Source organism: Synechococcus sp. A15-127 (genome assembly GCF_014280215.1).
Taxonomy (GTDB): Bacteria; Cyanobacteriota; Cyanobacteriia; order PCC-6307; family Cyanobiaceae; genus Parasynechococcus.
Map to the genome: position 1 here is coordinate 578,773 of NZ_CP047948.1, position 13,485 is coordinate 592,257.

14 protein-coding genes and 1 tRNA gene are annotated in these 13,485 nt (G+C 61.0%); 3 read left to right on the forward strand and 12 right to left on the reverse strand.

From position 1 onward, the window contains the following. Window positions 1-967: 967 nt before the first annotated feature. Entirely contained in the window at window positions 968-1,150 is a 183-nt protein-coding gene (locus SynA15127_RS02880) for a hypothetical protein (RefSeq protein WP_186484932.1), read from the reverse strand. 309 nt (window positions 1,151-1,459) lie between these two features. Between SynA15127_RS02880 and SynA15127_RS02885 the strand changes: the two genes are divergently transcribed. After that, complete coding sequence (locus tag SynA15127_RS02885) at window positions 1,460-1,660, forward strand: hypothetical protein (RefSeq protein ID WP_186484933.1); 201 nt, start codon at window positions 1,460-1,462, stop codon at window positions 1,658-1,660. A 345-nt stretch (window positions 1,661-2,005) separates the two neighbouring features. Here the strand turns inward: SynA15127_RS02885 and SynA15127_RS02890 are convergent. Then, window positions 2,006-2,079: transfer RNA gene (locus SynA15127_RS02890), tRNA-Arg, on the reverse strand. A gap of 95 nt (window positions 2,080-2,174) precedes the next feature. Between SynA15127_RS02890 and SynA15127_RS02895 the strand changes: the two genes are divergently transcribed. Further along, a complete protein-coding gene (locus SynA15127_RS02895) occupies window positions 2,175-2,939 on the forward strand; it encodes a helix-turn-helix domain-containing protein (RefSeq protein WP_186484934.1) in 765 nt (254 codons plus the stop codon). Window positions 2,940-2,944: 5 nt separating this feature from the next. Here SynA15127_RS02895 and SynA15127_RS02900 read toward each other — a convergent pair whose 3' ends face one another. Together SynA15127_RS02900 and rsmI are read right to left on the reverse strand one after the other, a co-directional pair. Then, entirely contained in the window at window positions 2,945-3,175 is a 231-nt protein-coding gene (locus tag SynA15127_RS02900; RefSeq protein WP_043695306.1) for a hypothetical protein, read from the reverse strand. Window positions 3,176-3,195: 20 nt separating this feature from the next. Then, window positions 3,196-4,059 (reverse strand): 16S rRNA (cytidine(1402)-2'-O)-methyltransferase, encoded by an 864-nt coding sequence (gene rsmI, locus SynA15127_RS02905; protein WP_186484935.1) that lies wholly within the window; start codon window positions 4,057-4,059, stop codon window positions 3,196-3,198. Window positions 4,060-4,087: 28 nt separating this feature from the next. On the opposite strand from rsmI, the gene SynA15127_RS02910 reads away from it, so the two are divergent. Continuing rightward, entirely contained in the window at window positions 4,088-5,002 is a 915-nt protein-coding gene (locus SynA15127_RS02910) for a 3'(2'),5'-bisphosphate nucleotidase CysQ (protein WP_370594012.1), read from the forward strand. Here the strand turns inward: SynA15127_RS02910 and SynA15127_RS02915 are convergent, their stop codons facing one another. The 8 genes from SynA15127_RS02915 to yidC all read right to left on the reverse strand — a co-directional run bounded on the left by SynA15127_RS02915 (window position 5,003) and on the right by yidC (window position 13,462). Beyond that, window positions 5,003-7,168: a polyribonucleotide nucleotidyltransferase gene (locus tag SynA15127_RS02915; RefSeq protein WP_186484936.1), complete on the reverse strand. Its 2,166-nt coding sequence runs from the start codon at window positions 7,166-7,168 to the stop codon at window positions 5,003-5,005. Between the two features lie 125 nt (window positions 7,169-7,293). Then, a complete protein-coding gene (gene rpsN, locus SynA15127_RS02920) occupies window positions 7,294-7,596 on the reverse strand; it encodes a 30S ribosomal protein S14 (protein ID WP_043695312.1) in 303 nt (100 codons plus the stop codon). A 58-nt stretch (window positions 7,597-7,654) separates the two neighbouring features. After that, window positions 7,655-8,737, reverse strand: a complete 1,083-nt coding sequence (gene rseP / locus SynA15127_RS02925; RefSeq protein WP_186484937.1) for an RIP metalloprotease RseP — start codon at window positions 8,735-8,737, stop codon at window positions 7,655-7,657. A 24-nt stretch (window positions 8,738-8,761) separates the two neighbouring features. Then, a complete protein-coding gene (gene serS / locus SynA15127_RS02930; RefSeq protein WP_186484938.1) occupies window positions 8,762-10,039 on the reverse strand; it encodes a serine--tRNA ligase in 1,278 nt (425 codons plus the stop codon). A gap of 41 nt (window positions 10,040-10,080) precedes the next feature. Further along, window positions 10,081-10,242, reverse strand: coding sequence for a hypothetical protein (locus SynA15127_RS02935; RefSeq protein ID WP_173402149.1), 162 nt, complete (start codon window positions 10,240-10,242; stop codon window positions 10,081-10,083). 78 nt (window positions 10,243-10,320) lie between these two features. Next, window positions 10,321-11,811 (reverse strand): AAA family ATPase, encoded by a 1,491-nt coding sequence (locus tag SynA15127_RS02940; protein WP_186484939.1) that lies wholly within the window; start codon window positions 11,809-11,811, stop codon window positions 10,321-10,323. Continuing rightward, the gene (locus SynA15127_RS02945; protein ID WP_186484940.1) at window positions 11,808-12,317 is read right to left on the reverse strand and encodes a DUF177 domain-containing protein; all 510 of its coding nucleotides are present in this window, start codon (window positions 12,315-12,317) and stop codon (window positions 11,808-11,810) included. The genes SynA15127_RS02940 and SynA15127_RS02945 overlap by 4 nt, the downstream gene beginning before the upstream one ends. Beyond that, window positions 12,314-13,462 (reverse strand): membrane protein insertase YidC, encoded by a 1,149-nt coding sequence (yidC, locus tag SynA15127_RS02950; protein WP_186484941.1) that lies wholly within the window; start codon window positions 13,460-13,462, stop codon window positions 12,314-12,316. Before yidC ends, SynA15127_RS02945 begins: the two co-directional genes overlap by 4 nt. Between the last annotated feature and the right edge of the window lie 23 nt (window positions 13,463-13,485).

Genomic DNA, 13,485 nt, shown 5'->3' on the forward strand with positions numbered 1-13,485 from the left:
GTCTTACGCTTTGGTTCACTTTCAGGGAGTACTGACCTTTTCGCGTGAATATGATCCCAGTTTTTGTGTTTTCTCGTAGATAACTTCTTCCACGCTCTCTGTCAGGGAAGTCAAAGATCCAGCGTCGTCCCATCCAGACTTGCACGTTGCCGAATGCTTGTCTGAAATCACAGTCTCCTTTCTCCCCGGGTTTGTGTTCCTCCCAGGTCAACGTGCAGTACGCCTTGACGATCTCTGCTGCCGATCTCTCCGGTCCGATTCCGTTAAGAACGAGGGCCATGACTGTCGTCATGATTGATATTCTCATTTTTCGCATGTCTGATCTGCCTCAACCATCCTGGTTGCTTTTCCTTGCTAGCACGATTCCCCTGGCCTGTTTTTGCATCCATTACCGGTTTCTCTCTTGTCTATCTGCATTTGCATGTGTTCCTCTGAGCTTTCCCAGCCAGTGATGTCCAGCGTTTGGTCAGGTCAGGTAACAGGACTCTCTTCTTTGCTGCTCGTGCACGAGTTGTCTCCTGTTTCGTCTCGTTCTTGAGCCGGCTTTCCGGTTCAACCCTCGGCTTGCTTTCTTCAGGCTCGTCCTTCTGCATTTCCAGGATTATTTCTTCCACAGTGTTATTTCGTTGTGTTGCGTCGACCCTTCATTTCAGCGATTATTAAGCACGTTTCATGAATTTGAGTAAAGACGGTGTGTCAGGCTTGAAAAGCGTAATTCTCCGACATGCTGGAGCTACAGATTCCCTTTAGATTTTTCGGTGCGTTGCTCGTGGGCTCTGCCCTTCTCCCGATGGCTCAGAATTCGAAGGAGCTTGCTCTGCTTGGTGGAACGTTCTTGTTTGGTTTGGGTGCTCTGGAAGTCTGCTTGAGACTCGGTGGCCTCTAGCTCATCCATGGATCACACCTCCGTCGGTGCCACCTGAAGCGTTGACAGGCTTGATTCAGTTCTTGGCCTCAATCTTTTTTCTCAATAGTTGCATCTTTTGTCGTGACCATAGGTGGTGTTAAGTGCTCGGTTGAGTCGATTGCTTTTATGGTTTTTGTCAGTACCGCCAGACAGTCCATTCTCTTGGCTAAGACCTGTTTCGGCAATCAACCAAGAATGATGTGACTGGTTCATGCTGCCAGTGCTGCCGTTGAAGGAACGCATGATTCGTGTTCCTGGTGGTTGCGAGGTTAGGGCTGTATCGCAGCTTTTTGAGTTTTTCGATTTCAGTTAATTGTTGTAACAAATTCCGTAGTGACCTTTAGTAAATGTGATTCTCGACGTCAATACTTCTGTCTGATTGACCAAACTATCGGATTCCTCAGGTTTTATTTCTGTCGATTAACGGTGACTTTTCCATGGTTTAGCCTCGTCCAGCTTCAGATTCATCTGGAACAAGAGCCTTGAGGAATCAGTGGTAGATCCCCACCTTTGCTCTGCTCTGGCTACTCCTGTGTCAGTCGCCGCAGATCCATGCATCGCTATCAGGTTTTTTACAGCGAGCAGCCTGAGGGAAGGTCTGGAATTGAACCCGTCTTGGCGATGGATGCCTATGAGGCTTGTCAGGAGATGGAACGGAAACACCCTGGCGCTGTGCTGGCCTCCATCGATGGTGAGCTGACAGACGAGAGAACCGCACGGCGTCTGTTCGCGCAATGGCTCAGTTCCATCTGATGGCAGGCCTGCATCGCGTCAGCCCAAACCCTGTCGATTGCTTTGGTTTGATTGTTCTCACGCATAGTCGTCAGTTCATTTCACTTCGCACACCAGTTCATCCAGTGCATTGTTGATATGTTTCTACTCTGCATTGATGCTGGCTCGTTCTGTGATCGGAATTGCTGTTGGGTTCATCAGAATCTGTTCCAGTTCTTCATGCCGTTGAGTGAGTAAAACTTTCAAATACTCCATAAGGCCTCTTTCTGTTCACTCAGTCTCTAACTGCTGCTCTCGTCTTGCATCCCCCGTTCGGGGGGCTGATCCGTCGTGTTTGCTCCCCCAATCGGGTGATGGTTCAAGCAACGCCCCCTGATGGATTCGAACCATCGACCGACTGCTTAGAAGGCAGTTGCTCTATCCAGCTGAGCTAAGGGAGCTCTTCGTGTCATTGTGCCAGCCTGCTCATGGGGCGCACTCTGTTGTTCAGCCAGGCCTGAAGCCTCTAGGGTTAAGAACTGCAGGGCATGCACGGATGGCCGCACGTCGCCTCAGCGACAGCGAGAAGCAGGAGCTTGTCGCTCGTTATCGAGCCGGAGAAGCCACGTCAGTTCTGGCTGAGGCCTACGACTGCAGTGTCAACACCGTCAGCCGTACCGTCAGAAGTCTGCTGTCGCCGGCTGACTATGCGTCTCTCAAAGCAAGTCGCCAGAACAGTCAGCAAAGAACGTCACCGCCGCTGACCGATGCTGTTCCGGTGATCAGCTCCGAGGAAACGTCTGCACCGCACCAGCCTTCATCGGATGAGGATGTGGTCTCCAGTGAGGAGGACGGCAGCACGCTGGCTCTGGACGACGCCGATGACTTCAACGACGAGCCCGATTCCGAGGACGTTGATGAGGATGCTCAAGCTGATGATTCCGACCCGTTCCGGGAACTGGTGCCTTTGGCGAATGTCGGCGACCTTGGCGATCCTTCCCGGCTCGAGCCGAAGCCACTGACGTCCGGTTTGCTTCCAAGCAGTGTTTACATGCTTGTGGACAAGGTCGTCGAGCTGGATGCCCGACCCCTCAAGGAGTTCCCTGAGCTGGGCCCGCTGGCCGACACTGAGCTGGAGCGTCATGGACTCTGTCTGTTCTCAAGTCCGCGGACAGCCAAGCGTCAGTGTGGGCGCAGTCAACGCGTGATCAAGGTTCCGGATACAGCCGTCTTCGAGCGCACCAGCTCCTATCTTCTGGCGCGCGGCATCACCAGGCTTGTGATGGAGGGCAGCCTGATCGCCCTGGATGTCAACGCCTGATCCCTTCAGTCCCTGCGCTGTTCCGGCATAAGAACGGCACAGGCACACCCTCCACTGACAATCCCCACCACGAGAGACAGTCCAACGAGAAAACCACTCGGCAGCGGCACCGAACGGGTTGCTCCTAGCTGGATTTCCTGCCGGTCACGTCCGTTCTGGGCCCCCAGACACAGCACCACCAAAAGCAGCAGACCTGCTCCGAAGCTCAGCGACAGCAGGCGCAGGCGCAGCAGCAACTCTCTAATCATCAATGAACTCAGTCTGCCTGGGAGCTCTCTTGATGCAGCAGGGTGTACAGACGACGTTTGGGCAGTCCGGTTTCCGCGGCGAGCTGGCGTGCTGCCTCACTGGCGCTGGAGCCCGCCTGGATCTTGATCTGAAGGCGTTGCCGCAGCTCTGTGTCGTCCGGTTCCGGATCGACAGCAACCGGAGCTCCGCCCAGAACCACGGTGCATTCGCCTTGTGGAGTGGTCTGACGGAAGTGCGCCAGTGCAGCTCCCACGCTGGGGCCCACCTGTTGTTCATGGCGTTTGGTCAGCTCCCTGGCCACCTGCAGAGGCCGCTCCGCACCGCAGTGTTGTTCAAGTTCCTCCAGCAGGGTGAGCAATCGATGGGGTGCTTCGTAGATCACGCTGGTGCGTGTCTCGCCGGCGATCCGGGCCACGCGCTCGCGGCGTTCCCGGCCCTTGGCGGGCAGGAAGCCTTCGAAGCAGAACCGGTCGCTGGGCAGTCCACTGCTGACCAGAGCCGTTGTGGCGGCACAGGGCCCTGGAATGCAGATCACTTCATGTCCGCGCCGGCGTGCTTCCGCCACAAGCTCTTCCCCAGGGTCACTGATTCCGGGAAGTCCGGCGTCGCTGATCACCGCGAGACTCAGCGGTTCCGCCAGCAACTCCATCAGCTGTGGCAATCGTGTGCGGATGTTGTGCTGATGAAACGACAGACGGCGGCCGCGTGCCGCAAGACCGCTGAGGAGCTGACCGCTGTGGCGGGTGTCCTCGCAGGCGATCACGTCGACGGCAGCCAGGAGGTCGCGTGCCCGTGGTGAGAGGTCTCCGAGATGGCCGATCGGTGTACCCACCAGATAGAGCGTTCCGGCGGCCGGCTCCTGTCGCTGCATCACAATGGCCCCTCCCCATCTGATTCTGATGCCCAGCCCAGCTGTTCTTCCCGCCGGTGTCGACCTGGATGGTCTGCTGACGGAACTTCGGCGGCTCAGCTGGGGGTCGGCCGACATCCTCCGGGCCTATGCCCGTGGTGAACAGCCCCCCTATGGCTTCCCATCCGCTCTCAGCGTGGAGGACGGCGGCGAGGGACCGGTTTCTGCTGCAGACCTGGCGGTGAACCGTTGGCTGCTGGATGGCTTGGCCGAGTCCTTCCCGGATGTCGACTGGACGCTCCTCAGTGAGGAGACCGCCAAGGAGCAGCTCACGCAGGGGCAGCCTTTACCTGGTGAGTGGCTGTGGATCCTCGATCCACTTGATGGCACCAAGGATTTTCTGAAAGGCACCGGTGAATACGCCGTGCATCTGGCTCTGGTTCGCGGTCGGAGGCCGGTGCTCGGTGTGGTGCTGCTGCCGGAGGCCGATGAGCTCTGGATCGGTGTGGTGGGAGAGGGGGCCTGGTGTGAAGACCGTCAGGGTGGTCGCTCTCCCGTGCGCTTCAGTGAGCGCTCCGACCTGGCGGACCTGATCCTCGTGGCCAGTCGCAGCCATCGGGATGACCGCTTGGAGCAATTGATTGCCGCTCTGGAACTCGGCGGTTCGAAAGCCGTGGGAAGCGTCGGCTGCAAAGTGGCCACGATCCTGCGTGGGGAGACCGACCTCTATGTGTCGCTCTCCGGTCGCAGTGCCCCCAAGGACTGGGATATGGCGGCGCCGGAGGCCGTGCTGCTGGCGGCCGGTGGACGCTTTACCCATGCGGATCTGACCGATCTCACGTACAACACCGGCGACGTGCGTCAGGCCGGTTGTCTCATCGCCAGCCATGGGAAAGCCCACGTCGCGCTCGGTGAACGGGCGACGCGGGCCATGGCGGAGATTGATCCCGGCTTTGCGGTCTGATCAGACGAGGGGGGCCACCGGGGTCGGCACCGGCTCCGGCTCCCCTCCTTCACCGTTCTGGGGCACACCCCGGAGGGTGAGGTTGATGCGGCCACGGTTATCGATCTCGCGGACGCGCACGGTGACCTCGTCGCCCACCTTCACCACATCCTCCACCTTCTCGACACGCGCTTCCGAGAGTTGGGAGATGTGAATCATGCCTTCCTTGCCAGGAAGAATCTCCACGAAGGCCCCGATCGGAATGATGCGGGTGATCGAACCATGGAACACTTCGCCCTCGTTCACCTTGCGGGTCAGCCCTTCGATGATCTTCTGAGCCTCTTCAGCGGCTGCCCCGTCGTGGGAGGCGATGGTGACGATGCCGCTGTCCTCGATGTCGATCTTCGTGTTGGTGCGCTCGGTGATGCCTTTGATCGTGCGGCCGCCTGGGCCGATCACCGTGCCGATCAGTTCTGGATCGATGCGGAAGCTGAGCAGACGGGGAGCGTGAGGGGACAGTCCCTCTCTCGGAGTATCGATGGCCTCGAGCATCTTCTCGAGGATGTGCAGCCGGGCTGGACGTGCCTGGTTGACGGCTTCGGCGATGGTCTTCACGGCCAGACCCGTGATCTTCATGTCCATCTGCAGGGCGGTGATGCCCTTCTCGGTGCCGGCCACCTTGAAGTCCATGTCTCCGAGGAAATCCTCGATTCCCTGGATGTCCGTCAGGATCCGAACCTCGTCTCCCTCCTTGATCATGCCCATCGCGGCTCCACTGACGGGAGCCTTGAGAGGAACGCCGGCGTCCATCAGGGAGAGGGTGCTTCCGCAGACGGAACCCATGGAGGTGGAGCCGTTGGAGCTGAGCACCTCGCTCACCACACGCACCACGTAAGGGAAGGTGTCCTTCGCCGGTAACACGGGGATGATCGCGCGTTCCGCCAGGGCGCCGTGGCCGATTTCGCGTCGGCCGGGGGAACGCATCGGTCGGGTCTCACCGACGGAGTAAGGGGGGAAGTTGTAGTGATGCAGGTACAGCTTTTCGGTGTTGGGATGGAGGTCATCCATCTCCTGTGCATCACTGGGGGTGCCGAGAGTTGCAGTGGACAGCACCTGGGTGAGGCCACGCTGGAAGAGGCCTGATCCATGCACCCGCCGTGGCAGAACCCCTGCCATGGCGCTGATGGTGCGCACCTGATCGAGGGTCCGACCGTCCACGCGCTTGCCGTCCTTCAAGATCTGCTCCCGCATCAGGGCCTTGGTGAGCGCCTTGAAGCTGTTGGGGAGCAGTTTCGAGCTCGCGGCCACAGCCTTGCGGACGGCATCGTCTTCTTTCAACGCTGCGATCGCTTCCGTGACCTCTGCTTTCACGGCATCGAGCGCCTGATCCCGCTCCTCCTTGGTCTGCTCAAACTTCTTGAGCACCTCACTGATGGCTTTGGTGCACTGCTTCTTCAGGTAGGCGGGCACGGTCGTGTCCTCCTCCGGAGCCTCCGGTTTCACCTGTTCGATGCCGAGATCCTTCAGCAGGCTCTGCTGTGCCTTGATCAGTTCGCAGATCGCTTCGTAGCCGAAGTCGATCGCCTCGATCACATCCCCTTCCGGCAGCTGATTCGCTCCGGCTTCCACCATCACCACACCTTCGGGTGTTCCGGCAACGATGAGGTCGAGATCGCCACGTTCGATTTCCCGGTAGCTGGGGTTCAGCACGAAGTCATCCCCCAGCAGGCCGACGCGGACAGCCGCCATCGGACCGTTGAAGGGAATCCCGGCGAGCAGCGTCGCGATCGATGCGCCCGTCACGGCCAGCACATCGGCAGGAACACGTTCGTCCAGGGACAGGCAGGTGGCCACCACCTGGAGGTCGTCTCGCAGCCAGGATGGGAACAGCGGCCGCATCGGCCGGTCGATCAGTCGGGCGATCAGGGTGGCTCTTTCAGGGGGCCGACCTTCCCGGCGCATGTAGCTGCCTGGGATGCGCCCCGCTGCGTAGAGACGTTCCTCGTAGTCGCAGATGAGTGGAAGGAAGTCGATTCCTTCGCGGCCTGTGGAGCGTGTGGCGGTGACGAGTACGGCGGTGTCGCCGCACTCGACAAGAACTGATCCGCCTGCTTGCGGCGCGAATCGTCCGGTGGTCAGTCGTATCTCACGTCCGTCAAATGAGATCGACTGGGTTTGTCCTTGCACGACTGTTTATGTCCTCTTTCATGTCTCATCCTGACACTTCGTGGTTTCCACTCACAACAAAGGGGGATGCAGAGACTGCTCCCCCCTTTGTTGTGCTCTTCGAAGCGTTGATCCGTCGTGAGGATCTACCAGCTGGATTTGACGACACCGGGCAGTTCGCCTTTGTGGGCCCGCTCGCGCAGCTGGTTGCGGCACAGACCGAAGTCTCTGTAGACGCCGCGGGGCTTGCCGGTGGCCCAGCAACGGTTGCGGATGCGGTTGGGGGCACTGTTCCGCGGCAGGGCCTGGATCTTGCGATGAATTTCCAGGCGATCCATCGGATCAACAGCTGCGTTGAACGCCGCCATCAGCGCTGCACGCTTAGCGGCGTAGCGCTCGGCCATCTTCTTGCGCTTCACGTCGCGGGCGATCATCGACTTCTTGGCCATGCAGCTGACTGGTACAGACAGACGAATTTCGAATGTTACTAGGTCGCGGTTGACCTGATCAGCGAGCCATCAACTGCTGCACGGCAGGCAGCTGGCTTGTGTCCCGCACGATGAGGACAAGAGTCAGTCCCGTCAGCAGCAGAAAACCCGACTGCGCAAACGCCAGCTGGAGCCGTTCCGGCACCGGACGTCCCGCGACGGCTTCGATTCCCAGCATCAGCATCTGCCATCCATCCAGCAGGGGCACCGGAAAGGCATTCAGCACAGCGAGGTTGATGGAGATCAGGGCGGTGAACAGGGCCAGGCCGCCTCCCCCCTGTTCACTCAGCTGCGCTCCCATCTCGACGATCTTCACCGGTCCGCTGAGTTGCCCGGCCGTGGATTGGAAATTGGTGATCAGTCCGCCGAAGCCACGCACGGTCTGCTGAATCAGCTGCAGGAACTCCGACACGGTGTATCGGATCAGTTCGACAGGCCCGCTCACCGGACGACTGGCTGCGCTGAGATTCACCTGCAGTTGAGCTCCGATCCGCCCTTCACCCTGTTGCTCGTCAGGACGCAGGAGGATCACGTCACTGCTGTCCTGGCGTTCGCGGGTCAGTGAAAGGGTCTGCTGCGGAGCAGCCTTGATTTGCCGCACCATGGACTGGACTCCGTCCTGGCCGGCGGCAAGTCCCGCGTCATCGATGGAGAGGATGCGGTCTCCAGGACGCAGCCCCGCCGTGTCCGCCGCTCCCCCGGGCTGAACGTTCAACACCAGCACGCCCGGCTCGGGATCCGCGGGCAAACCGATCACAGCGAACTGGCCAAACAAGACCAGAAGTGCCAGCAGCAGGTTGGCCAGAATTCCAGCCGACACCACAAGGGCCTGCTGGGACAACGGACGGTTGCGTTTCAGATCCGGGTCATCAGCCGGAATGGAGCTGTTCTCATCCTCATCGGGAAAGGCGACGAAGCCGCCCAGCGGCAGCATGCGGATCGCATAGGTGACGCCGCGGCGCTGGCGCTTGATCAGGGCCGGGCCAAAACCGATCGAGAAGCCGCTGACACGCATTCCCAGCAGCGTGGCCGCCAGGAAGTGGCCGGCTTCATGCACTGCGATCAGCAGAGCCAGGACTGCCATCGCTGCAAACACATTCATTCAGCCGTCAACCCCGCATTCGGCTCATTCTGGCTGCAGTCGTTCGCGGCCGACGTAGGGAACAAGTGCTTCGGGCATCCGGATGCTGCCGTCCGGCTGCTGCCCGTTCTCCAGCAGGGCCGCCATCGTGCGACCGACCGCCAGTCCACTGCCGTTGAGGGTATGGACCAATTTGGTGTTCTTCCCTTCCTTGGTGCGGATGGAGGAGCGCCTGGCCTGGAAATCGCCGCAGACGCTGCAGCTGGAGATTTCCCGGTACGCGCCGGCTCCCGGCAGCCACACCTCCAGGTCGTAGGTCCTGCGGGCCGAGAAGCCGATGTCGCCGGTGCAGAGATCGAGCACCCGGTAAGGCAGTTCCAGAGCCTGCAGCACCGCCTCAGCATCGGCGGTGATCTGCTGGTGGGCCTCCTCGGAGTGGTCCGGATGCGCGAACCAGTACAGCTCAACCTTGTTGAACTGATGGAGACGGATCAGTCCACGGGTGTCACGGCCGTAGCTGCCAGCCTCGCGCCGGAAGCATGGGCTGTAGGCGGCATAGCGGAGGGGAAGCTGATCCGCCGGAATGATCTCATCGCGATGCAGGGAGGTCACAGGAACCTCGGCTGTGGGGGTCAGCCAGAGGTCATCGTCGGAGCAGCGGAAACAGTCTTCAGCGAATTTGGGCAGCTGACCTGAGCCCGTGAGGCTGGCGCTGTTCACCAGCACCGGAGGAAGCACCTCCCGGTAACCCTTGCTGGCGTGGAGATCCAGCATGAAGTTGATCAGGCCCCGCTCCAGCCTGGCTCCCTGACCCATCAGGGTGACGAAGCGGCTCTGGGCGATGCGCACCGAGCGCTCGGTGTCGAACAGGTTCAGACGTTCGGCGATCTGCCAGTGCTCCTCGAGGCCCTCCTCCTTTCGAGGCGTTCCCCATCGCCGCAGTTCAATGTTGTCGGATTCATCCCTGCCGTCGGGGCAGTCAGGAGAGGGAAGATTCGGATAGGTGAGCAGCTGCTCCTTCAGCTGAGAGGAGAGATGCTTTTCCTCCTCTTCCAGCACGGCCACCTTCTGCTTGATGGCGTTGCCCTGATGCCGCAGCTCAGCCACCTCGTCTCCTTTCGGGTCGGCGCCGCTCTTGATCTTCTGGCCGACCTCTTTGCCGATGCGGTTGCCCTCCGCTTGCAGACCGCTGCGTTCCACTTCAAGATTCCGCTGCTGCTGGGCGATCACCTGGAGTCGCGTCAGATCGACAGCCTTGCCGCGACGCCCCAGTTCATTGGCGATCTGTTCGGGATTGTCACGCACAAGGCGCTGGTCGAGCACGGGTCCTGCGGCGAGGGCGCGGGCAGCCTATGGCAGGGCGATCAGAGCACCTGGCCGACCATGACAGCGGCGACGGCGGAAAAGAGCGTGATGCCCAGAGCGGTGAGGGGGTTCTGACCCTGCGCCACGGCCACGGTTGTGATCACACCGGCACCGAGGCAGGCCACGGCGAGCTGTGAGGTGAGATCGTTCTGGCGCTCCAAGGTGCTGATGCAATTGCTTGGACCGTAGGGAGATGGCTTAACCCCGCCTTCATGAACCACCGCCTTCTTTACGCCACGTCAGGCTTCGTTACGTGTCGCAATGGAGGCGGGGCGGGCCCGGCCCCCTGAGGCCCATTGCTTCAGCGCTTCCAGTTGTTCGCTGGCGGTCCGGGAGAGAGGGACCAGCTGGGACGCGGCCCGGATCAGATCCGTCTCGCTCAGTTCACGAGCGTCGGCGAAGGCCAGATGCATCGCTTCAATCACCGTCTGCTCCAGTTCGGCACCTGAGAATCCATCACTGCGACTGACCACCGTGGCTAGTGGAAGACCCAGTCCCGGGCGCCGGCTCTCAAGATGCAGCTCCAGAATTCTCCGCCGCTCCTCGCTGCTGGGGAGGTTGAGCAGGAAGATCTCGTCGAAACGTCCCTTGCGCAGCAGTTCCGGAGGCAACTGCTCGACCCCGTTCGCCGTCGCCACGACAAAAACCGCTGATCGTTTCTCCGCCATCCAGGTCAGCACGCTGGCCAGCACTCGCTGGCTGGTGCCTCCGTCGCTGCGACCATCGCCACCGAATCCCTTGTCGATCTCATCGATCCAGAGCACGCAGGGGGCCATCGCCTCGGCCCGTTGAATGGTTTCCCTGGTGCGTGCCTCGCTGGCACCCACCAGACCGGCAAACAGTCGACCCACATCCAGACGCAGCAAAGGCATCGACCAGCTGCGGGCGATGGCCTTCGCCGTCATCGATTTGCCGGTCCCCTGGGGACCCACCAGCAGCACTCCCCTCGGCAGAGGCAGTCCGAAACGTCGGGCTTCTTCGGAGAAGGCGCGATGACGTTGCTGCAGCCAGACCTTCAGGGCTTCGAGGCCGCCGATCGCCTCCGTGCCGAGATCACTGCTGCAGAACTCCAGCACCTCACTGCGGGCGATCGTCTGACGCTTCTCTTCCAGCACTTCGGCAAGGTCCTCCGCTCCGAGCTGGCCGCGTCGGGCCAGGGCGCGAGCCGCCACCTGACGCACACGCATCTCGCTCAGACCGCTGCAGGCCCGGGTGAGTTCCTCAAGAGCCGGCGGTGCAAGCGGTTCACCGCTGCTGATGCTGATGCTGGTGATCAGCTGACGCAGATCCTCTCCGTCCGGAAGGGGAAGATCCAGCAGCGTCAAGGTCTCCTCAAGGTCCTGAGGAGGGGTCCATGCACCGCAGCACAGCACCAGGGTGTGGGGTGTACTGCGCAGGGAGCCGTTCAGGTTCCGCAGCATCCTTGCCACGCCGGGATCGTCGCAGAAGCGATGGAAGTCCTTGACCATCAGCAGGGTTGGACTGCTGGCCTCCAACTGCTGAAGCCACTGGAGAATCGCCATCGGCTGACGGCTGCCGAGTCCATCGGAATTCAGCACCCCGCTGAGTCCCTCGATGAAATCCCAGCAGGCGAGCCGCCGTTGCAGGCGTTGGGTCGCCTGGGCCAGCAGGTCCTGAACCCGGCCTTCCTCATGGCTGCGGATCCAGATCAAGGGCGTGCGGGCACGGATCAGCAGATCGAGCTGGTCGCTCCAGGCAGCGCTGCTCATCGGTTTCGAAGCTGGCGGAGAGCCTCCCAGCGGGGGTCCTGGACGGCCCCGTCATGGTCTTGATTCAGACCGGGAGCCCCAGGACAGTGATCCCCACAGCGGTTGACCACCGGTCTCTGCAGATGAAGCTGCTCGAACACCCATTGCTCAGGGTCAAAGTGACCCCGCGGGTCCAGGCATTCCACCAAACCCTCCATGCTGGCGACGTCTTCCGACGCCTCCAGCTCCTGCTCCGACGGTGGAGCATCACCGAGCCAGATCAGTTCGGAAGGGCTGCAGCTCAGGTGCTGATTGAACTGCCCCAGGCAGCGGTCACAGGTCAGGGTGACGATGGTGGCGAGTTCCGCGTCCACCGCCAGCACATTGCCGCGATGCTCTGCCGTCAGATGCCCTCGGACCGGTGTCAGAGATGGCATGGCCTCCAGATGTCCTTCCACGGGCCAGTTCCGGGGAGCTCCCAGAGCGCGGAGCTCCTGCAGGGCCACGGGCTCTAGCCCCTGGATCACTTGCCGCCCTTGGGTTCAAAAGGAAGCCGCGCATCGCTGCCAGCCGAGCCACCGGAGGTGGCGGTGACCGCAACGGTCTGCTGGGACATCTGCTGCTCGAGGATCTTCTGGAGATTGTCCGGCAGCGGTTCCTTGGCGAGGATGAAGGTCTGCAGTCCCTGGAAGATATTGGCGATCAGCATGTAGAGCAGAACACCGGCGGGAAGGGGGAAGAACAGGAACATCCCGGTGATCATCACCGGTGTGATCTTGTTGGCTGTTGACTGCTGAGGATTGGCGGGCATCCCCATGCCGGACAGCAGCTGTGACAGGAACAGCGTCACTCCGAATCCGCCCACGAGGATCGCGATATCCCAGTTGATCGCACCGTCGGCGTAGAAGCCGACCTGCCCGAGTGCCTTGATGAACAGGAACCCGCTGCGGGCGGCCAGGCCGGGAATCTTGGCTTCCACGGTGGCGTCCCCAGGGGTCAGCGCTGTCACGCTGCCATCACGGCTGATGCTCACCACGCCCTCCCCCTTGGTGACGCTCCAGCTCGGTAGGAAGCGTTCGGGGTTCTCGAGTCCCTTGAGGACATCGGAGAAGGGACGGCCGTCTTTGGTGTGGAGGTTGATGTCGGCGGAGTCTCCGACGCCGATCTTGGTGCCGCGGGGCAGGCTGGCGATCACCGGAACGTGATCCCTCTCGCCGATGAAGATCGAGTGGCTGGCGCTGTTGAAGGGCTTCGGTTCAACCGCGGCGATCTGTTCCGACGGCAGCACCTTGATGTTCACCGTGTAGGGAACGTCGGCAAAGGGTGATCCGCGCAGGGTGGCGAAGAGGGCGAACAGGATCGGCATCTGCACCAGCAGGGGCAGGCAGCCCGCCAGTGGACTGCCGAACTCCTTCATCACCTTGCCCAGTTCTTCCTGTTGCTTCTGGGGGTTATCGGCGTAGCGACTCTTGATGTCCGCCTGACGCTTCTGCATGACGGGCTGGGCGATCCGCATGCGTCTGGCACTGCGGATGGAGCCGGCGCTGAGCGGGTAAAGAGCGATGCGGATGACCAGCGTCAGAGCCACGATCGCCAGTCCGTAACTGGGGACCAATCCGTAGAAAAAATCCAGGATCGGGATCAGCAGGTTGTCGGAGATGTACCCGATCACGTTGAAGGTCCCGTGGGAGAAAT